This window comes from Mesorhizobium sp. P2_E9, from assembly GCF_056403815.1.
Map to the genome: position 1 here is coordinate 73,075 of NZ_JBFUET010000013.1, position 17,078 is coordinate 90,152.

The 17,078-nt window shown below is 61.4% G+C and carries 25 protein-coding genes and 1 pseudogene; 19 read left to right on the forward strand and 7 right to left on the reverse strand.

What is annotated here, in order from left to right:
- The first annotated feature begins 24 nt into the window (after positions 1 to 24).
- The 4 genes from AC1D05_RS23160 to AC1D05_RS23175 all read left to right on the forward strand — a co-directional run bounded on the left by AC1D05_RS23160 (position 25) and on the right by AC1D05_RS23175 (position 2,582).
- Entirely contained in the window at positions 25 to 1,551 is a 1,527-nt protein-coding gene (locus AC1D05_RS23160; protein WP_477444083.1) for an ABC-F family ATP-binding cassette domain-containing protein, read from the forward strand.
- A 135-nt stretch (positions 1,552 to 1,686) separates the two neighbouring features.
- On the forward strand, positions 1,687 to 1,968 hold the full coding sequence (locus AC1D05_RS23165) for a type II toxin-antitoxin system RelE/ParE family toxin (protein WP_477444084.1): 282 nt from the start codon (positions 1,687 to 1,689) through the stop codon (positions 1,966 to 1,968).
- Positions 1,969 to 1,981: 13 nt separating this feature from the next.
- The gene (locus AC1D05_RS23170) at positions 1,982 to 2,281 is read left to right on the forward strand and encodes a HigA family addiction module antitoxin (protein ID WP_477444085.1); all 300 of its coding nucleotides are present in this window, start codon (positions 1,982 to 1,984) and stop codon (positions 2,279 to 2,281) included.
- Between the two features lie 127 nt (positions 2,282 to 2,408).
- Complete coding sequence (locus AC1D05_RS23175) at positions 2,409 to 2,582, forward strand: hypothetical protein (RefSeq protein ID WP_081850515.1); 174 nt, start codon at positions 2,409 to 2,411, stop codon at positions 2,580 to 2,582.
- Positions 2,583 to 2,631: 49 nt separating this feature from the next.
- Here the strand turns inward: AC1D05_RS23175 and AC1D05_RS23180 are convergent, their stop codons facing one another.
- Positions 2,632 to 3,246 (reverse strand): glutathione S-transferase family protein, encoded by a 615-nt coding sequence (locus tag AC1D05_RS23180; RefSeq protein ID WP_477444086.1) that lies wholly within the window; start codon positions 3,244 to 3,246, stop codon positions 2,632 to 2,634.
- A 225-nt stretch (positions 3,247 to 3,471) separates the two neighbouring features.
- Here AC1D05_RS23180 and AC1D05_RS23185 point away from each other — a divergent pair, with 225 nt between their 5' ends.
- The 3 genes from AC1D05_RS23185 (at position 3,472) to AC1D05_RS23195 (ending at position 4,999) form a co-directional block, all read left to right on the forward strand.
- Entirely contained in the window at positions 3,472 to 3,894 is a 423-nt protein-coding gene (locus AC1D05_RS23185; protein WP_477444087.1) for a VOC family protein, read from the forward strand.
- A 103-nt stretch (positions 3,895 to 3,997) separates the two neighbouring features.
- Positions 3,998 to 4,351, forward strand: coding sequence for a DUF1428 domain-containing protein (locus AC1D05_RS23190; RefSeq protein WP_477444088.1), 354 nt, complete (start codon positions 3,998 to 4,000; stop codon positions 4,349 to 4,351).
- Between the two features lie 93 nt (positions 4,352 to 4,444).
- Positions 4,445 to 4,999, forward strand: coding sequence for a dihydrofolate reductase family protein (locus AC1D05_RS23195; protein ID WP_477444089.1), 555 nt, complete (start codon positions 4,445 to 4,447; stop codon positions 4,997 to 4,999).
- 235 nt (positions 5,000 to 5,234) lie between these two features.
- Here AC1D05_RS23195 and AC1D05_RS23200 read toward each other — a convergent pair.
- A pseudogene (locus AC1D05_RS23200) lies at positions 5,235 to 5,531 on the reverse strand (sulfotransferase); the annotation flags it as partial.
- A gap of 80 nt (positions 5,532 to 5,611) precedes the next feature.
- Positions 5,612 to 5,836, reverse strand: coding sequence for a hypothetical protein (locus AC1D05_RS23205; RefSeq protein ID WP_477444090.1), 225 nt, complete (start codon positions 5,834 to 5,836; stop codon positions 5,612 to 5,614).
- Between the two features lie 326 nt (positions 5,837 to 6,162).
- On the opposite strand from AC1D05_RS23205, the gene AC1D05_RS23210 reads away from it, so the two are divergent.
- The 5 genes from AC1D05_RS23210 to AC1D05_RS23230 all read left to right on the forward strand — a co-directional run bounded on the left by AC1D05_RS23210 (position 6,163) and on the right by AC1D05_RS23230 (position 7,588).
- Positions 6,163 to 6,369, forward strand: a complete 207-nt coding sequence (locus AC1D05_RS23210) for a cold-shock protein (RefSeq protein ID WP_096449281.1) — start codon at positions 6,163 to 6,165, stop codon at positions 6,367 to 6,369.
- 184 nt (positions 6,370 to 6,553) lie between these two features.
- Entirely contained in the window at positions 6,554 to 6,823 is a 270-nt protein-coding gene (locus tag AC1D05_RS23215) for a hypothetical protein (RefSeq protein ID WP_477444091.1), read from the forward strand.
- A complete protein-coding gene (locus tag AC1D05_RS23220; protein WP_477444092.1) occupies positions 6,820 to 7,086 on the forward strand; it encodes a hypothetical protein in 267 nt (88 codons plus the stop codon). The genes AC1D05_RS23215 and AC1D05_RS23220 overlap by 4 nt, the downstream gene beginning before the upstream one ends.
- Before the next feature lie 45 nt (positions 7,087 to 7,131).
- Positions 7,132 to 7,269, forward strand: coding sequence for a hypothetical protein (locus AC1D05_RS23225; protein WP_197033284.1), 138 nt, complete (start codon positions 7,132 to 7,134; stop codon positions 7,267 to 7,269).
- A gap of 100 nt (positions 7,270 to 7,369) precedes the next feature.
- The gene (locus AC1D05_RS23230; RefSeq protein ID WP_172225382.1) at positions 7,370 to 7,588 is read left to right on the forward strand and encodes a hypothetical protein; all 219 of its coding nucleotides are present in this window, start codon (positions 7,370 to 7,372) and stop codon (positions 7,586 to 7,588) included.
- Positions 7,589 to 7,737: 149 nt separating this feature from the next.
- On the opposite strand, the gene AC1D05_RS23235 is transcribed toward AC1D05_RS23230, so the two are convergent.
- A complete protein-coding gene (locus tag AC1D05_RS23235) occupies positions 7,738 to 8,160 on the reverse strand; it encodes a Kazal-type serine protease inhibitor domain-containing protein (RefSeq protein WP_477444093.1) in 423 nt (140 codons plus the stop codon).
- A 503-nt stretch (positions 8,161 to 8,663) separates the two neighbouring features.
- On the opposite strand from AC1D05_RS23235, the gene AC1D05_RS23240 reads away from it, so the two are divergent.
- The 3 genes from AC1D05_RS23240 to AC1D05_RS23250 all read left to right on the forward strand — a co-directional run bounded on the left by AC1D05_RS23240 (position 8,664) and on the right by AC1D05_RS23250 (position 10,043).
- Entirely contained in the window at positions 8,664 to 8,876 is a 213-nt protein-coding gene (locus AC1D05_RS23240) for a cold-shock protein (RefSeq protein WP_006202520.1), read from the forward strand.
- Between the two features lie 325 nt (positions 8,877 to 9,201).
- Positions 9,202 to 9,414, forward strand: a complete 213-nt coding sequence (locus AC1D05_RS23245) for a cold-shock protein (protein WP_008877668.1) — start codon at positions 9,202 to 9,204, stop codon at positions 9,412 to 9,414.
- Positions 9,415 to 9,614: 200 nt separating this feature from the next.
- Positions 9,615 to 10,043 carry a BA14K family protein gene (locus tag AC1D05_RS23250; protein ID WP_477444094.1) on the forward strand — a complete coding sequence of 143 codons (429 nt, stop codon included), beginning with the start codon at positions 9,615 to 9,617 and terminating at the stop codon, positions 10,041 to 10,043.
- 191 nt (positions 10,044 to 10,234) lie between these two features.
- Here the strand turns inward: AC1D05_RS23250 and AC1D05_RS23255 are convergent, their stop codons facing one another.
- The 3 genes from AC1D05_RS23255 to AC1D05_RS23265 form a co-directional block, all read right to left on the reverse strand.
- Positions 10,235 to 10,873 (reverse strand): MBL fold metallo-hydrolase, encoded by a 639-nt coding sequence (locus AC1D05_RS23255; RefSeq protein ID WP_027044078.1) that lies wholly within the window; start codon positions 10,871 to 10,873, stop codon positions 10,235 to 10,237.
- Positions 10,874 to 11,014: 141 nt separating this feature from the next.
- A complete protein-coding gene (locus AC1D05_RS23260; RefSeq protein ID WP_027044077.1) occupies positions 11,015 to 11,332 on the reverse strand; it encodes a hypothetical protein in 318 nt (105 codons plus the stop codon).
- 145 nt (positions 11,333 to 11,477) lie between these two features.
- Positions 11,478 to 12,371, reverse strand: a complete 894-nt coding sequence (locus AC1D05_RS23265; protein WP_477444095.1) for a branched-chain amino acid aminotransferase — start codon at positions 12,369 to 12,371, stop codon at positions 11,478 to 11,480.
- Between the two features lie 260 nt (positions 12,372 to 12,631).
- Here AC1D05_RS23265 and AC1D05_RS23270 point away from each other — a divergent pair, with 260 nt between their 5' ends.
- The 4 genes from AC1D05_RS23270 (at position 12,632) to AC1D05_RS23285 (ending at position 16,566) form a co-directional block, all read left to right on the forward strand.
- Positions 12,632 to 13,165: a MarR family winged helix-turn-helix transcriptional regulator gene (locus tag AC1D05_RS23270; RefSeq protein WP_027044075.1), complete on the forward strand. Its 534-nt coding sequence runs from the start codon at positions 12,632 to 12,634 to the stop codon at positions 13,163 to 13,165.
- A complete protein-coding gene (locus AC1D05_RS23275; RefSeq protein ID WP_475458862.1) occupies positions 13,152 to 13,871 on the forward strand; it encodes a response regulator in 720 nt (239 codons plus the stop codon). Before AC1D05_RS23270 ends, AC1D05_RS23275 begins: the two co-directional genes overlap by 14 nt.
- 49 nt (positions 13,872 to 13,920) lie before the next feature.
- Complete coding sequence (locus AC1D05_RS23280; RefSeq protein WP_477444096.1) at positions 13,921 to 15,336, forward strand: ATP-binding protein; 1,416 nt, start codon at positions 13,921 to 13,923, stop codon at positions 15,334 to 15,336.
- Between the two features lie 207 nt (positions 15,337 to 15,543).
- A complete protein-coding gene (locus tag AC1D05_RS23285; RefSeq protein ID WP_477444097.1) occupies positions 15,544 to 16,566 on the forward strand; it encodes a glycosyltransferase family 4 protein in 1,023 nt (340 codons plus the stop codon).
- Positions 16,567 to 17,078: the final 512 nt, after the last annotated feature.

Sequence of the window (17,078 nt, forward strand, 5' to 3'; positions counted from 1 at the left end):
GCCAACCAAAAAAGCGAAATCACAATGGCCCTGATCAGCCTCAAATCCCTCGGCGTCACCATGAGTGCGCCGCTCTTTGCAAACCTGGACCTCACCATCGGCAGCGGCGACCGGCTCGGCATCGTTGCCGCCAATGGCCGCGGCAAGTCGACCTTGCTCAAATGCCTGACCGGCGAGATGGAGCCGACCTCCGGCGACATCACCCGCACGCGCGGCCTGCGCGTCGGCCATGTCGAACAGTCCATTGCGCCTGCCCTTCTCGGCCGCACCTTTTATCAGGTCGTTGCCGACGCCTTGCCGGCCGAGCAGGCCGACAGCGAGACGTGGCGCGTCGACGTGGTGCTGGATTCGCTCGACGTGCCCGAAGCGATGCGAGAGCGAGAAATGCGGGCGCTGAGCGGCGGCTGGCAGAGGCTGGCGCTGATCGCCCGCGTCTGGGTCACCGATCCCGACGTACTGCTGCTCGACGAACCGACCAACCATCTCGACCTTGCCCGCATCAGCCAATTGGAAAGCTGGCTGAACGGGCTGCCGCGTGAGGTGCCTGTGGTCATCGCCAGCCACGACCGCGCCTTCCTCGACGCCGCCACCAACCGGACGCTTTTCCTGCGCCCGGAACAGTCGCCGGTGTTTGCACTGCCCTATTCGCGGGCGAGACAGGCGCTCGACGACGTCGACGCCTCAACGGCGCGCAAGTTCGAGCGCGACATGAAGGTCGCCCAGCAGTTGCGAAAGCAAGCCGCCAAGCTCAACAACATCGGCATCAACTCCGGCAGCGACCTGCTCACCATCAAGACCAAGCAACTCAGGGAACGCGCGGAGAAACTGGAAGACGCGGCGAACCCGGCGCATCGCGAGAAATCGGCGGGCGCAATCAGGCTCGCCAACCGCGGCACCCACGCCAAGGTGCTGATCACGCTCGACGATGCGGCAGTGGAAACACCCGACGGCACGCTGCTGTTCAGGACCGGCAAGCGCCACATCTGCCAGGGCGACCGCATCGTGCTGCTCGGCCGCAACGGCGTCGGCAAATCGCGCTTCGTCACCTTGATCCGCAACGCCATCGCCGAACCCGACACGATCCGGAACGTGAAGGTGACGCCGTCGACGGTGCTCGGCTACAGCGACCAGGCGCTGTCGGGCATCAGCGGCGACGACACGCCGCTGGCGATGGTGTCGCGCCGCTACGATGTCGGCGAACAGCGCGCCCGCTCGCTGCTTGCCGGCGCCGGCGTGGTCATCGAGATGCAGAAGAAAAAGATCGCCGTGCTGTCCGGCGGCCAGAAGGCGCGGCTGATGATGCTGGCGCTGAGGCTCGCCAACCCCAATTTCTATCTGCTCGACGAGCCGACCAACCATCTCGACATAGACGGCCAGGAGGCGCTGGAGGAGGAATTGCTGAAGCACCAGGCAAGCTGCGTGCTCGCCTCGCACGACCGCTCCTTCATTCGCGCCATCGGCAACCGCTTCTGGCTGATCGACAAGCGGAAACTAACCGAGGTGGAAGATCCCGAGGACTTCTTCCGCGAGGTGGCCGAGGGTGCCGGCTGAACAGAGAAGACCAATATCGCGCTGACATGACGTTTCGACCTGTTTGCGACAGGTCGAAACTTCGTATCATTGCGTGAGACGTTGTCTTGACTCGCCGAACGTATCATGCGATGGTACGTCCATTGGATTTGAGTCATGATACGCTCGTTCAAGGACAAGACCAGCGAAGCCGTCTCGAACGGCAAGGCTCCAAAGGGTTTCCCTTCGGATCTTGTCCGGTCAGCCCAACGCAAGCTGTTCATGATCGACAACGCGGCCGAACTGTCCGACCTCAAGACGCCTCCCGGCAACAGGCTTGAGCTCCTGAAAGGCAACCGTGCCGGTCAGCATTCGATCCGTATCAACGATCAGTTTCGCATCTGCTTTCGCTGGGTGGACGGACAAGCCGAGGATGTCGAAATAACCGACTATCATTGAAGGACAGGTTTCAATGCTGAACATCAACCCGCCTATTCATCCCGGAGAAATTCTCCGCGAGGAATATCTCATACCGCTTGGCCTGAAGCCTTACACACTGGCCAAAAAGCTGCATGTGCCGCGCACGCGTATCGAGCGCCTGGCAAGCGAGGCGACACCAGTGACGCCCGACACCGCGCTGCGCCTTGCCAAGTTCTTCGGGACCACGCCGCAGTTCTGGATGAACATGCAAGCGAGTTATGATCTTGCGGTTGAGGGGGAGGCCAAAAAAGCCGACCTTGAAACGATCGAGCGCATGGAGGCGGCTGCCTGAAGTAGCGCATCACACCGATCGCAGAAACGGCTACAAAAAATTTCGACGATCTGTCGGATCGCCTGAACCTGCCTCGTCCTTGGGATGCCGACACGATGATGCCGGCTTCATCTGAGGAGAAAGCATCATGTCCATTCTGTCATCCCTGGGTCGCGTTGCCTCCCGTTACGCACAGAACCGAGCCCGCCACCGCAGCGAACGTGAGCTGCTGTCCCTGCCGATCGAACTGCGCAAGGATATCGGCTGGCCGGAAATCGTCATCGACGCACAAAACAGTCCGCGGATCCGCAGGGCACCCTGACCATGCGGTCGGAAAATATCGATGCAGGCCGCGGCGGGGCGACCATTGCTCAATCATGCGTGTCGCCGGAGAGCGGCGTCGCCTGCATCGATCCGCGCTTTTCGAAAGCGTCGAACCAGCGCGCCAGCCGCGCTCGCGCATGGAAAGCCGGCAGGTTTCGGAACGCCATCCAGGACAGCGTGGTGGCGAGCGCTATGTGGCCGAGATGGAGCGGCGATTCGTCGTCCAGCGTGCTTTCGATCCAGTCGTAGCTCGCCTCGATCTTGTCGCGGTAACCCTGCGCAAGAGCGTCATAGCGCAGCGGCTCGGGCCGTCTTTCCGTCTCCCAGCGCAAGGCGATGCCCGTCTGCGCCAGGCCTTGGGCGACCGACTGCAGCCGCAATGCCTGCCAGCGCGCCTCGCCCTCTTGCGGCAACAGCTTGCGGACGTCATGCAGCGTGTCGAGATAGGCGCAGATGACATCGGAATCGAAGATCGCCGATGCGCCGGGCCGCAGCAGCACCGGCACTTTGCCGAGCGGGTTTTCGGCGTAGACACGAGCGTTGCGCAAGGTCGGACTGGTCTCGTGATGAATGACCTCAAGCCGATCGGCAATGCCGGCCTCATGCGCGAAGACGAGCGCCTTGCGCGCGAAAGGTGAGTGGGTCTGGTAGTAGAGGATCATTGTCGTCTCGGGAGTGAGGAAGCGGCGCGATCCACCCGTTCTAGCCTGCGCGCTGCGAGAATTGCGCTCTGATTGGGGGCCGCAGGCGCAAGTTCGTTTCACGCCTTCTTGCACGGCCGGCCCGGAGCCGGCCCGCCAGAAAAATTTCGCGGCCATGTAGGATTGCCGCCACCTCGTGCGTCCTAGGGCTCGCAAGGCCAAACCAGACGCAAAGAGGAGCAAGACATGACTGACCAGACCCCCGTTCAGCCCAGGGCAGAAGTGCTCGGCGGATTGACCCCTTATCTGCAGGTTGACGGCGCCTTCAAGGCTGCCGATTTCTACAAGAAAGCCTTCGGCGCCAAGCAGGTCTTTGCCTATCCGGCGGATGAGCAGGGCCGCACCATGCACATCCATCTCCACGTCAACGGCTCAACGCTGATGCTTGGCGACGCCTATCCCGAGCACGGCCATCCGCACAAGGCGGCGCAGGGCTACACGCTGCAACTCCATCTCGACGATGGCGACATCGACAACTGGTGGCAGCGCGCCGTCGATGCCGGCTGCGAAGTGGTCACGCCGTTGCAGGTGATGTTCTGGGGCGACCGTTGGGGCCAGCTGAACGATCCGTTCGGCGTCGCCTGGGCAATGAACGCGCCGGTGAAGTAAGGCTTTCTAGCGAGCAGGCGTCGCCCGCCTTGGGCTGACGCGCTCACCGCGCCGGGTCGTATCCCCGCCGACCCGGCGCTCGTTTTCAGCAGAGGAGAACCACATGTCCTATGTCGATGGTTTCGTGCTTGCCGTGCCAAAGGCCAAGCTCGACGACTACAAGAAGCTGGCCAACCTCGCAGGCCCCATATGGATGGAACACGGCGCGCTCGCCTATGTCGAATGTATCGGCGACGACGTGCCCTATGGCGAGTTGACCTCGTTTCCGCGGGCCGTTCAGGCAAAAGACGACGAGATCGTCGTCTTCGCCTGGGCGGTCTACGCATCCAGGCAAAGCCGCGACGCGGTGATGGCCAAGGTGATGGCCGACCCGCGTTTGACACCCGATTTAGGCCCCATGCCCTTCGATATGAAGCGCATGATCTTCGGCGGCTTCAAGCCGTTCATAGAACTGTAGGCCGTAACATCCCGACGGATCGCCAGCTGCCGCATGCCGACGCCGACAGCAGGGCGCGAAACCTCGTTCCATCTCTCAAAATAGGACCGACTTATGCGCAAACTGATCGTATTCAACAGCATATCGCTCGACGGCTATTTTACCGACGGGCACGGCGCCATGGACTGGGCGCACAGCCAAGATCCGGAATGGAACGCTTTCGTCGCCGACAATGCCAAGGGCGGCGGCATGCTGGTGCTGGGCCGGGTTACTTATGACCTGATGATCCAGTTCTGGCCGACGCCGATGGCCGCCCAGATCGCGCCAGTGGTGGCCGAGCGCATAAATGACATGCCGAAGGTCGTGTTTTCCCGCACGCTCGACACGGCGAGTTGGAACAACACCGAGTTGGTCAAAAGCGAACCGGCCGCGAAGCTTCGGGAATTAAAGCAGCAGGCAGGCAACCACATGACTATCCTGGGAAGCGGCAATCTCGTCGCTCAATTGGCCGAGGAGAATTTGATCGACGAATACCAGTTCGTCATCGTCCCGATCATGCTTGGCGCCGGCAGGACGATGTTCGAAGGCATCGGCAACCGGCTTAACGTCAAGCTGGCCCGGTCGCAGGCCTTCGGCAACGGCAACGTTTTCCTGCGCTACGAGCCGTAGGCCGGCTACGGCAATTCCAGGAAAAGTGTTTGCGGTTTTCCGTCCGGAATTGCGTCAAAACAAAGAGTTAGAGCAGTTCGCCGTTTCCGTGAAACGGTGAAATGATCTAGCGAATTTCACCCAAAAAGATCAAGACGGCGGTTCAACCAACGTCATCCTGATCCAGCGCAGGGGATTCGGCTGACCGTTCAGCCTAGCTTGTCGAGCAGCGGCTTCAGCCGAGCCTTGATACATCGCCCCAGGGAAAGCCGCCCGGCATGGTCGCCGGGAACTGCTTGCCGACCACCTTCTTCAGGATGCTGAGCTCGCCAGCGCCAAAGACCTTGCGATGGCTGGCGATGATCTGCTCGATCAGCGTCGTGCCCGACCGCGGCATGCCGACGATGAAGATCGGCGCGTCATCGGTGATCGGGCTCGGTCTGTGCTTTTCAAAGAAGCCGGCATCGAACACCGTCTTCATCGCCTCGAATTCCGCCCGCGTCCTGACGGGATCATAGTTGATCGCCTTGCGGCGAATGGCATTGTTGTCCGCCTGCCGCGATCTAGGCCATTGGCGCGTCAGGTTCAAGTCTTCGGCGTGGTTCTGCAGCTTTTCCGTCGCCGCGAAAGCGGTCAGATCAGACGGTTGGCCTCGGCAACCTGCCTGGCCCGCCTCACCGTGCCATCGGTATCGGAGATCGTTCGCCTTGCCGCCTCATCGCTTCTGATGGTCAGCCGTGCCGACTTGACGATCATCGGCTGGCCGTTGGCGCCAACGGCAATGGCATGGATGGCGATTGGCTTGATGACCGGATTGACCGCGACGGTCTTCGCCCTTGAGCTTCTTGTGGAAACCATGGTTCTGTCCTTATTCCAGAGTAAATAAAAATATGAACACTGGGAAAATACCCCAGCGCGCTCTCAAGAATTTTTAGAAATATGCCAAACCATAGCAGAATTATCGGAACATCCCCAGCGATTCTATTTTTTAGCAGCGGTTGGTTTATTTTCTGAATCGTCTTGAACAGGCGGCCTGATCGATCTACATAAGGAAGATCGTTTTGGCCAGAATTGGCATCTCGCGGCGTCAGAGGTTCTCGACCCGCCAATATCATTCCAAATCGTCGATACCGGACGCGTAGCAATTCGCCGTGCGACGATTTTTCAATTCGCGAAAGACACGCATGACCACCGGAACCGTGAAGTTCTACAATGGCCAGAAGGGTTTTGGCTTCATTCAGCCAGCCGATGGCGGCAAGGACGTTTTCGTCCATGTCAGCGCGCTGGAGCGCGCCGGATTTCCCGGCCTCGCGGAGGGCCAGAAGCTGCAGTTCGAACTGGAGCGCGACGGCAAGGGCCGCGAGTCGGCCGCCAATCTGCAACTGATCTGATCCGGCCGAATTCGATGAACGCTGACCACGGATGTACTGGCAGCTCTCGAAAGCGGCTTATTTCCAGCGATTGCCGGAAATAGGAAAGCGGGGCTCGTCCCCGCTTTTTTGCTTTCAGGCCGCTGTTTCGCATGACGCCCCAAGGTGTGAGCCAAAAAAGGCGTAAACCAATCGAAGGCCAGGGATGCCGGACCGCACCACCCATTCAATCGCCCACTTCACCGCGGCTTTCGCGCTCGGTGGGCTGGAGGGACCGTTGCCGGCTGGCGACTACGACATCGATCATGACGAAGAGCTGATCGAGGGCATGTCGCATATTGCCTGGCGCCGCGTCGCCACCTTCATTCACCTGCCGGCAAGGGCGGTGAAGAACCCGATCACCAGCCAGCTTGTCGCCATCGACCATCTCGAACTCGAAACCGCGCTGAAGCGCGACCGGGAGAATGCAGCATGATCCGTTTCCAGCAGAATACGCGTCCGCGCACCGACACGCCCTCGCACCTTTTCGCCATTGGCCAGACGGTGCGCATGAAGAGCCGCACCGGCCTCGTCCAGAAGACGGCGGAGCTGTTCGAGATCAAGAGCAGGCTGCCGGTCAAGGACGGTTCGCCGCAATACCGCATCCGCAGCGAGCAGGAGACCTACGAACGGGTCACCACGGAAGACAATCTCGAACCGGTCGACAATCCGATTGTCGCGAACAATCCGGTCGTCTGAGACCACGCCACAACGCCAAACCAGCACGCGCACGAGGAACAGTCCATGTCCAAGGGTCAACAGCGAAGCAACCGCGAAACACGCAAGCCGAAGAAGGACAAGGTCGTGGCCAAGGCCGCCGCCCCCTTCGGCTCTTCCGTCAAGCAGGCGGAGAGCAGCCTGAAGCCAAAGTCAAAGGGCTGACAGCCCCTTGGGGGCGCTTCGCATGCGCCCCTCGCCCCGCTGTGAGCAGGCGTTGAACTGACGCAACAGGTCCACGCAATGCTCTGCCACGGAGGCTTGCTTGAATTTCGTCATCGAGTTCTATCGGTCGCGCGACGCCGAGGAAGCAACACTCGACAAGGTGTCGCTGGAAGCGCCGACCCTGCGCGCCGCCCTGCAGGGCGCCACCGCACTCTTGCATACGCTGGCAATGCCGCAGATCCCCGACCGCCTGCGCATCTCCGATGAGCATGGCAGCGAGCTCTATGCCGGGCCTGCCGATGGGGCTTATCCGGCCTAGGCACCGCCCGAGCAAGTGCCTCACGACGTTGAGCCCGCAAAACTATTGCGGCAGCCCGAAATGTCCCTCGCCGTCTTGAAGGCCAAGCCCTACGTCGACGTGGGAAAATGGGCGAGGGCTTTCCTTCTCCCACGCGGAGAAGGAAAAACTCAGCACGGTCCATCGCCGACGATGCGGTAGTCCGCGGCGCGGGCTTCGCAGGCGTTGGGGAAGCTGCGCATCTCGCCGTGCCGGCGGGCGCAGACGGGCGCGTATTCGCGGGTACAGAACGTCTGCTCGTCGCCGCCACCGTCACCGCCGTCACCGCGGCAGGGGCCGTCGCGCACGATGCGGTAGCCGGCGCGGTCGGCAAGGCAGCCATTGGCGAAGGTCTGGCGATCGCCGCCGCGGCGGGCACAGACCGGTTCGTATTGCCTGGTGCAGAATTCCGGTTCGGGACGCGGGCGCGGTCCCGGCCCGTCGTCGACGACGACGGTGCAGGCGGCCAGAAGTGCCGACAGGGCCAGCACGGCAAATGCTTGCCGCGAAAAGCCAAAACCTTGCCGCGAAAAAATCGACGCCAGGAATTTCATGCTGATCTCTCCCTCGATCCCGTCTCCGATCGCGATCCTCGCCATTCCCCTGTCAAATGCAACCCGTTCGCGGCTCTCCACGGGGGAAACGGCGGTTGCAGCCATGGCGGGCAAGCCGTTCTCGCCACTGGCAATCCTGGCCCATGCGTGCCCCCTTCCGTGGGCCGATGACCCGATCCGCAACCGAGCCTATTTGCGGCCGGTCGACGCTCAGATCGGTCGATTCTTGCGTCGGGATGCGCCCAGTGCGGCGGCCCGCGGCGCTATCTTGCAACCTTCACGTTTCCGTGCGATAAATTCCGTGTTCGGGCATTTGCGACCCGGAGAGCGGAACGTTTTGGACGACCTTTCCCCGATACTGTGAATCTCTGACGGCCCCGTTTTCGGCGGGGGGTTTGACCATGCGCCAATGCATGACTGCCGAAGCAACCACCGGGAACTGCCCTCGACGCCAGGTGGCGGGCAGGACCACCAAAGACTGAACGGGTGAAGGAGTTTCCCCAATGGCCCAGACCGGCACCGTTAAATTCTTCAATGCGACCAAAGGCTTCGGTTTCATCACGCCCGACGGCGGCGCCAAGGACGTGTTCGTCCATATTTCCGCGATCGAGGCATCGGGCCTGCGCACGCTCGTCGACGGCCAGAAGGTCACCTTCGACGTCGAGCCGGACCGCATGGGCAAGGGCCCGAAGGCGGTCAACCTCCGCGCCGCCTGAACCATCGGCGGACTGCTGTCTTTGACGGCGGACGAACGAGGTTAGGAGCTTGCCCAGTCTCTGGGCACGCAAACAGATTTTTGAAAAGGCGCGGCGATTTTCGTCGCGCCTTTTTCATGTCCGCGACGCAGCATGAATGTATGTCGCCCGGAAGTGGATCCGGTTCCGGGTCAACGACATGCATCATAACAAGGGCTTAAAGCGTGACGCGCTTTAAGTGCCCGCAAAACTTTCTCTTGCCGATGACGCTAAAATAAAGGACAAATTTCCTCTCGGGCATTTGCCGGCCCGAGACTGGAGTTTATGGGATCAAAGGGAGCTTCCCATGCCGCAGACCGGCACCGTCAAATTCTTCAACCATGCCAAAGGCTTCGGCTTCATCACGCCGGACGATGGCGCGAAGGATGTCTTCGTCCATATTTCGGCCGTGCAGGCGTCGGGTCTTCCCGGTCTCGAAGATGGGCAGAAAGTGACATTCGACACCGAGCCGGACAAGCGCGGCAAGGGACCCAAGGCCGTCAACCTGTCGGTCGGCTGAACCGGCCTCAGACCGTCGGCTTCAGCAGGGCAGCCCAGCTCATTTCGAGCGTGGTTTTTGACGCCTCTTGAACACGCCATTTTGAAAAGGCCGGTCGAAATCCGTTCAGCCTCCGTTCAGCCACGGTCGCATATTAGTCTCGGGTAAAGCCGGACCGCATCCCCTGCAACACTGCACGGCCCGGTACGAAGGAGACCAAGATGAACAGAATTTTCAAGACTGCCGTGCTGTCCGCCGCCGTGGCCGGCACCATGCTTGCGGCCTTGCCCGCGGCCAACGCCGATGACTGGGGTCATCACCGCCGCCACCACAATGGCGATGCCATTGCAGCAGGCGTGCTTGGCCTCGCGGCCGGCGCGCTGATCGGTGGCGCGTTGGCCAATGACCAGCCCCCGCGCTATGCTGACCGCTACTACGATGACGGTTACTACGATCGTGACGTAGTGGTGCGCCCGGCCCCGGTCCGTCGCTATTATGTCGAGCCGCAGGTGGTCTATGCCGATCGCTACGCCGAACCGTGGACGCGCGGCTGGTACGAGTATTGCTCGGACCGCTACCGCAGCTTCAACTCCCGTACCGGCACGTTCACCGGCAATGACGGCGAACAGCATTTCTGCTCGGCCAACTGAGTGCATGTCGCCCAAAAGTGCGCAGCGGTTTTGGGATAACGACTTGCACAAAACAAAAAATTAAAGCGCGAAAGCGCTTTAGGACTTCCCTGCCCCAAACAAAAAGCGCTGACCGCAAGGCCAGCGCTTTTTTGTTGTTCGACTTCGACCGCTTTGAACCCCTTACGGGCGGGCGCGGCTTCAACCAGTAATCAAGTGAGGAACGGATTGGTCATACGTTCCTCGCCAAAGCGGCCGCCAGGGCCGTGGCCGCAGATGAAACCGATATCGTCGCCGAGCGGCAACAGCTTGTTTTTTATCGAAGCGATCAGCGTCGCATGATCGCCGCCCGGCAGGTCGGTGCGGCCGACCGAGCCACGGAACAGCACGTCGCCGACATGGGCGAACTTGGCGGCGCGGTTGTAGTAGACGACGTGGCCCGGCGCATGGCCGGGGCAATGCAGCACCTCGAACACATGGCCGCCGAACGACACGGTCTCGCCTTCGGTGAGGAACCGGTCGGGCACGCAGTTGCGCGAACCGGCAATACCGTAGCGCCTGCCCTGGTTCTCCAGATTGTCGAGCAGGGACTTGTCGGCTGCATGCGGGCCGATGATGTCGATGCCGAGCGCCTCCTTCAACTCCATGGCGCCGCCGGCATGGTCGATATGGCCATGCGTGATCCAGATCGCTTCGGCCGTGATCGCGTTGTCCTTCAGCACCGCCAGCACCTTGTCGATGTCGCCGCCCGGATCGACGACGACGCCGTGCTTGTCGTCCATGTCGAACAGGATGGTGCAGTTCTGCTGGAACGGTGTGACCGGCACGATGCCGGCATTGAGCTGACCCATGATCGTCCTTTCGATGTTCACGCGGTGATGTAGAGGCGCGAACAAAGGGCGTCCACCCCTCGAAAGACGAACAGTCAGTCGTTTTAGAACAGAAATGGGCGGCCGAAGCCGCCCATTTGAACAAACCTGAGACCGTCAGGCTTACTTCTTCATGGCGCCCAGGACCGCGCCGATGATGCCGGTCAGGATCGCGCCGCCGCCGGCGCCGCCGACGATGTTCTTGAGATCCAGAACGCTGCCCAGGCCACCAGCCGCAGTAGCTGCCGCCGCTGGGTCGATCGTGCCACCGCCAAGCAGGCTGCCGAGGATCGCCGCCCCGCCGACGCCGCCAATGGCACCGCCCAGGATTTTGGGCAGCTGACCCATCGCCGCGTTCTTGAGTGCAACACCGACCGCCTGACCACCGATGATACCCGTAATCACCTGTACAATGATCGGAAGAAGCGTGTTCATGTCCATATGATTAGTCCCTCCATAGCTGCCAGCCTCCCGGGCCGACACCATCATGAGACGCCGAATTGGATGAAAGTCAAATGCAGAAACGCTGAAATAAAAGGGGCGGCTGGAAAACCGCCCCTGCTTGCGAGAAAAGCTGTGACTATCGTTATTCTGCGGCGATCGCGTGCTTGGGCTGCACCGCGGCAGAATAGTCGTTCATAAGGTTCTTGGCGATTTCGCCAACCTCGAATCGGTAAGGGCCGATCTCCGAAACCGGCGTTACTTCCGCTGCCGTTCCGGTCAGGAAGCATTGCTCGAAACCTTCGAGTTCTTCCGGCAGGATGGCGCGTTCGATTACCTCAAGGCCACGATCCTTGGCCAGCCCAATGACCGTGCGGCGGGTGATGCCGTCGAGGAAGCAGTCGGGCTTGGGCGTATGGATCTTGCCGTCCTTGACGAAGAAGACGTTGGCGCCGGTTGCTTCGGCGACCTGGCCGCGCCAGTCGAGCATCATGGCGTCGGCATAGCCTTTGGCTTCCGCGGCGTGCTTGGACATGGTGCAGATCATGTAGAGGCCGGCGGCCTTCGACTTCGACGGCGCCGTGCGCGGGTCGGGCCGGCGCCATTCCGCCACGTCGAGGCGAATGCCCTTCAGCTTCTGCGCCGGATCGAAATAGCTTGGCCACTGCCAGATGGCGATGGCGCAGTTGATGCGGCTGTTCTGCGCCGAAACGCCCATCTGCTCGCTGCCGCGCCAGGCGATCGGCCTGACATAGGCGTCCTGGAAACCCTGCTTCTTCAACAGCGTGGTCGAGGCGTCGTTGAGCTCGGCGACCGAATAGGGAATCTTGAAGCCGAGCAGGCGCGCCGATTCATGCAGGCGCTCGGTGTGCTCGTTGAGCTTGAAAATGGCGCCGCCATAGGCGCGCTCGCCCTCGAAGACGGCGCTGGCGTAGTGCAGACCGTGCGTCAGCACATGGATCTTGGCGTCGCCCCATGGAACGAACTCGCCATTCATCCAGATGAAGCCGTCCAGCTGATCGAAGGGAACGGATGCCATGGTAACCTCCCGCGGGCAGCCGCCCGCATATCTTGGTGTCGTTGCGTGTTCTTTTTGGCCGCGCCATGCGATTGGAGACGCCGGCCGGTGTCTCGAAGCGTAGGCGGAGAATCGCGCTCTGGCAAACTCAGGAAGTTCCGGAAAAACCGGCCTGCCTTGCCTTTTTGTTCGCAATCGGCCCAAAAGCTTGTCAAAAATTACCATTGCAGGGAAATTACGTCAATAGTACTGACATAATCTCCCATTCCCTTGGAGACATGATGACGGATCGAAGCGCAGCCGCCGGAAAACCGATCAGGACCGCGATCACGGACGAGGACGGCATCGACTTCGCCATCATCGAACTGTTCTTCTTCGCCTATCGCGACTTCACCTCCGATCCCGATCAGATCCTGGCCGACTATGGCTTCGGCCGTGCCCACCACCGGGTGCTGCATTTCGTCAACCGCCGGCCGGGCCTGACGGTTGCCGAGTTGCTCGACGTGCTGAAGATCACGAAACAGAGCCTGGCGCGTGTGCTCAAGCAACTGATCGACACCGACCATGTCGTGCAGTTGCAAGGCCCGCGCGACCGCCGCCAGCGCGAACTTTATCCGACGGCGAAGGGCCGTGCGCTGGCGCTGGCGCTGGCGCGGCCACAGTCGCGCCGCATCCGTGCTGCATTGGAAGATTCCGGCGCCACCGAACGGACCTTGGTGGAACGCTTCCTCGAAGCGATGGTCAATCCGGAACTGAGAGCGCAGATTGACGTTGGGTCCGCAAAAATGTCAGGGAAAAGCCATGGAGAGCACTGAGAGGGTCGATCAGACGGCCGCACCGGACGACGATGCGCCGCATCTGCTCGTCGTCGACGACGACACCCGCATCCGCAATCTTCTCAAGCAGTATCTGACCGAGAACGGCTTTCGCGTCACCGTTGCCGGCAATGCCGGCGAAGCCAGGCGCAAGCTTGCCGGCCTCGATTTCGACCTGCTCGTGCTCGACGTGATGATGCCGGGCGAAACCGGCGTCGATCTGACCAAATCGCTGCGGGCCGAAAAGAACGTGCCGATCCTGATGCTGACGGCGCTGTCGGAAACCGACAGCCGCATCTCCGGGCTCGAAGCCGGCGCGGACGACTATTTGCCAAAGCCCTTCGACCCGCGCGAGCTGATCCTGCGCATCAACAACATTCTGCGCCGGGGCGGCCCGGCGACGACGCCCAAGGTCGAACAGCTGGTCTTCGGCCCCTACACCTTCCAGATCGCCAGGCGCGAGTTGAAGCGCGGCGGCGAGGCGCTGAAGCTGACCGACCGCGAGCAGGAGATCCTGGCGATCTTTGCCGCACGCGCTGGCGAGACCATCCCGCGCCACGAACTGGTCGGCGACGATTCCGAGGTCGGCGAGCGCACCATCGACGTCCAGATCAACCGGCTGCGCCGCAAGATCGAGCGCGACCCGTCCAACCCGGTCTGGCTGCAGACCGTGCGCGGTATTGGGTATCGGCTCAGCGTGGAATAGAATACCGCCTGCGGCCCGCTGAACGGCCGCGGATGAGCGAAAAGATCGAATGGCGACCACGGAACTGGAACAGCCGGGGAATAACGGCTTGAGCGCACGCGCCACGCGAACGCTCAAGGCGGTGCCGCGCATCTGGAACCGGTTCTGGCGCCTTGTTTCGCTCTACATGCCAAAGCGCCTCTATGCGCGCTCGCTGATCATCGTCATCGCGCCGATGATCCTGCTGCAATCGGTCGTCGCCTTCGTCTTCATGGAGCGCCATTGGGCAACCGTGACCCAGCGCCTGTCGCAGGCCACCGTGCGCGACATCGCCGCCATCATCGACCTGATCGAGACCTACCCGCACGACGCCGACTACGCCAACATCATACGCATCGCCCAGGACCGCATGCAGCTGAAGGTCGATCTGCTGCCGCCTGATCCTTTGCCGCCGCCCGGTCCAAAACCGTTCTTCTCGATCCTCGACGATGTTCTCTCGTCCGAGATCACCCGCCAGATCAACCGGCCGTTCTGGATCGACACGGTCGGCAATTCCAACATCGTCGAGGTGCGCGTCCAGCTCGAGAACAAGGTGCTGCGCGTCTTCGTGCGCCGCAGCCAGGCCTATGCTTCGAACACCCACATCTTCCTGATCTGGATGGTCGGCACCTCGCTGGTGCTGCTGATGATCGCCATCCCCTTCCTGCGCAACCAGATCCGGCCGATCCTGACGCTTGCCGAAGCCGCCGAAAGTTTTGGCAAGGGCCGGCCGATGCCGCGCGATTTTCGCCCGCGCGGCGCCGAGGAGGTTCGCCGCGCTGGCTTTGCCTTCATTCAGATGCGCGAGCGCATCGAGCGCCAGATCGACCAGCGCACCGCCATGCTGACCGGTGTCAGCCATGATCTCAGAACCATCCTCACCCGCTTCAAGCTGCAGCTGGCGCTGGCCGGCGGCAAGGCCGAGACCAAGGCGGCGCTCAACCAGGACATCGACGACATGCAGTCGATGCTGGAAGGCTATCTCGCCTTTGCTCGCGGCGAAGCCTCGGAGGATCCGGGGCGTTTCGATCTCGAAGCCTATTTCCAGAAGCTCAGCGAAGAAGCCGCCTTGCGCAAATGCAAGCTGTCGACCGCGCTTTCCGGCGATCCGACCGTGCATGTCAGGCCGAACGCTTTCGCCCGGCTGTTGTCCAACGTCATCGGCAACGCCTTCCGTTATGCCAAGACGGTGGAGGTCAGCGCCAATCACGGCCGTGGCTCGCTCGTGGTCACCGTCGACGACAACGGCCCCGGCATTCCGGCCGACAGGCGCGAGGACGTGTTCAAGCCTTTCGTGCGGCTCGACGAGGCCCGTAACCTCGACGCCAGCGGCACCGGCCTCGGCCTGTCGATCGCGCGCGACATCGCCCGCAGCCATGGCGGCGACATCACCCTCGACGACAGCCCGCTCGGTGGCCTGCGCGCCATCATCAAGGTTCCGGCCTAGCAAGCCGAATACCAAGCTTCATCCGCTCGTCATGAAATCATGGTGAAGAGCGCGCATGAAACGCGCGACATCACTTGATTCGGCTTTGCCGCCCCACTTCGACCCCGTGCCCACCCGGGTGCGCTGGAGCGAAGCGAGGGCAGCCGGCTGGTCGCCGTTCCGGCATCGTCTCAAGGCAACCGTCGACCTTTCCAGCAAAGGGCCGCCATGCGCATATTGATGGTCACCGACGCTTGGCGCCCGCAAGTCAACGGCGTCGTCCACACGCTGGAGCGGCTCACCGAAACGCTGAAATCCTTCGACGTGGCGGTGGATTTCCTGACGCCCAACATCTTTCGCACGCTGCCCCTGCCGACCTATCCCGACATCCGCCTGGCGCTGACAACGCCCGGCCATGTCGCGCGCCTGATCGATGCCTACAAGACGGACCACGTCCACATCGTCACCGAAGGCCCGCTCGGCATCATGGCGCGGCGCTATTGCCGCAACGCCGGCCGGCCGTTCACCACCAGCTATCACACGCGCTTTCCCGAATATCTCAGCGCCCGCCTGCCGGTGCCGGAGAGCTGGGCCTATCGCTGGCTGCGCGATTTCCACAATTCCGGCCAGGGCACGCTGGTCGCCACCCAGTCGCTCGCCGACGACCTTTCGGCGCGCGGCTTCAACAAGCTGAGGCCATGGACGCGCGGCGTCGACACCGACCATTTCCGCCCGGATAAGCGCAAGGACCTCGGCTTCCCCGGCCCGGTATTCCTCTGCGTCGGCCGCGTCGCCATCGAGAAGAACCTCTCCGCCTTCCTCGACCTCGACCTGCCCGGCAGCAAGGTGATCGTCGGCGAAGGACCGGAGCTTGCCAAATTGAAGGCGAAATATCCGAAGGCGCATTTCCTCGGCCATCGTCCCAATGACGAACTGGCCGAGATCTACGCCTCGGCCGACGTCTTCGTCTTCCCCAGCCGCACCGACACCTTCGGCAACGTCATCATCGAAGCGCTGGCCAGCGGCACGCCGGTCGCCGCCTATCCGGTGACCGGGCCAATCGACATTGTCGGTGACGGCATCGGCGGCGCGGTCTCCAACGATCTGCGCGAGGCGGCGTTGGCCGCCCTCAAGGTCGACCGCGCCCAGGCCAGAGAACGCGCCATGCGCTACAGCTGGAAAGCCTGTGCGGAAATGTTCCTCGACTGTGTCGAGGAAGCGCTCGGCAGGACCCGGAAACTGGCGGCCTAAAGAATAACCGGTATGTCCAGGCGGTTACGCACTCAATGGACGTCGATATTTCCCGCACCAAGATTCTTGGCCCGCCTCCTATCCAGGTGACATTCTCGGTAGACTCGTTAATGTGGCGGCGAATTTCCATATCACCAAGCGCTAAGCTTCCATCTATTGCGGGTGCGGAGTTGCCCAACACTGGGCGGAATAGAGTCGTGCATGCAGATCTTCCACAGGTTTAAAAATGTTGGTTGGAAGGCCGCAACAGTTCTGTTGTCGTTGATCCTTTACGTCGGCGCATACTCAGCCGATATAAATCACTGGATGTTATTGACATTTCCAATATTGATTACTTTGATATGCATATTCTCAACGTGGAACAGAAGGGGAAATGTAAAGAATTTTGTTATGTCGTTCCTATACCAGATTTCTGCCTATTTCGTTCTAAGCGTTGGCATTTTGGCCGACAAAAGCCTGCTGATATTAAGCTTCATTTCCGTCCTATATATTTTTGCTGGCGCAGAAAGAGT

Bases quoted from the DNA above. Each gene is read 5' to 3' on its own strand.
- AC1D05_RS23160 (WP_477444083.1), top strand. From the start codon at position 25: ATGGCCCTGATCAGCCTCAAATCCCTCGGCGTCACCATGAGTGCGCCG.
- AC1D05_RS23165 (WP_477444084.1), top strand. From the start codon at position 1,687: ATGATACGCTCGTTCAAGGACAAGACCAGCGAAGCCGTCTCGAACGGC.
- AC1D05_RS23170 (WP_477444085.1), top strand. From the start codon at position 1,982: ATGCTGAACATCAACCCGCCTATTCATCCCGGAGAAATTCTCCGCGAG.
- AC1D05_RS23175 (WP_081850515.1), top strand. From the start codon at position 2,409: ATGTCCATTCTGTCATCCCTGGGTCGCGTTGCCTCCCGTTACGCACAG.
- AC1D05_RS23180 (WP_477444086.1), bottom strand. From the start codon at position 3,246: ATGATCCTCTACTACCAGACCCACTCACCTTTCGCGCGCAAGGCGCTC.
- AC1D05_RS23185 (WP_477444087.1), top strand. From the start codon at position 3,472: ATGACTGACCAGACCCCCGTTCAGCCCAGGGCAGAAGTGCTCGGCGGA.
- AC1D05_RS23190 (WP_477444088.1), top strand. From the start codon at position 3,998: ATGTCCTATGTCGATGGTTTCGTGCTTGCCGTGCCAAAGGCCAAGCTC.
- AC1D05_RS23195 (WP_477444089.1), top strand. From the start codon at position 4,445: ATGCGCAAACTGATCGTATTCAACAGCATATCGCTCGACGGCTATTTT.
- AC1D05_RS23205 (WP_477444090.1), bottom strand. From the start codon at position 5,836: ATGGTTTCCACAAGAAGCTCAAGGGCGAAGACCGTCGCGGTCAATCCG.
- AC1D05_RS23210 (WP_096449281.1), top strand. From the start codon at position 6,163: ATGACCACCGGAACCGTGAAGTTCTACAATGGCCAGAAGGGTTTTGGC.
- AC1D05_RS23215 (WP_477444091.1), top strand. From the start codon at position 6,554: ATGCCGGACCGCACCACCCATTCAATCGCCCACTTCACCGCGGCTTTC.
- AC1D05_RS23220 (WP_477444092.1), top strand. From the start codon at position 6,820: ATGATCCGTTTCCAGCAGAATACGCGTCCGCGCACCGACACGCCCTCG.
- AC1D05_RS23225 (WP_197033284.1), top strand. From the start codon at position 7,132: ATGTCCAAGGGTCAACAGCGAAGCAACCGCGAAACACGCAAGCCGAAG.
- AC1D05_RS23235 (WP_477444093.1), bottom strand. From the start codon at position 8,160: ATGAAATTCCTGGCGTCGATTTTTTCGCGGCAAGGTTTTGGCTTTTCG.
- AC1D05_RS23240 (WP_006202520.1), top strand. From the start codon at position 8,664: ATGGCCCAGACCGGCACCGTTAAATTCTTCAATGCGACCAAAGGCTTC.
- AC1D05_RS23245 (WP_008877668.1), top strand. From the start codon at position 9,202: ATGCCGCAGACCGGCACCGTCAAATTCTTCAACCATGCCAAAGGCTTC.
- AC1D05_RS23250 (WP_477444094.1), top strand. From the start codon at position 9,615: ATGAACAGAATTTTCAAGACTGCCGTGCTGTCCGCCGCCGTGGCCGGC.
- AC1D05_RS23255 (WP_027044078.1), bottom strand. From the start codon at position 10,873: ATGGGTCAGCTCAATGCCGGCATCGTGCCGGTCACACCGTTCCAGCAG.
- AC1D05_RS23260 (WP_027044077.1), bottom strand. From the start codon at position 11,332: ATGGACATGAACACGCTTCTTCCGATCATTGTACAGGTGATTACGGGT.
- AC1D05_RS23265 (WP_477444095.1), bottom strand. From the start codon at position 12,371: ATGGCATCCGTTCCCTTCGATCAGCTGGACGGCTTCATCTGGATGAAT.
- AC1D05_RS23270 (WP_027044075.1), top strand. From the start codon at position 12,632: ATGACGGATCGAAGCGCAGCCGCCGGAAAACCGATCAGGACCGCGATC.
- AC1D05_RS23275 (WP_475458862.1), top strand. From the start codon at position 13,152: ATGGAGAGCACTGAGAGGGTCGATCAGACGGCCGCACCGGACGACGAT.
- AC1D05_RS23280 (WP_477444096.1), top strand. From the start codon at position 13,921: ATGGCGACCACGGAACTGGAACAGCCGGGGAATAACGGCTTGAGCGCA.
- AC1D05_RS23285 (WP_477444097.1), top strand. From the start codon at position 15,544: ATGCGCATATTGATGGTCACCGACGCTTGGCGCCCGCAAGTCAACGGC.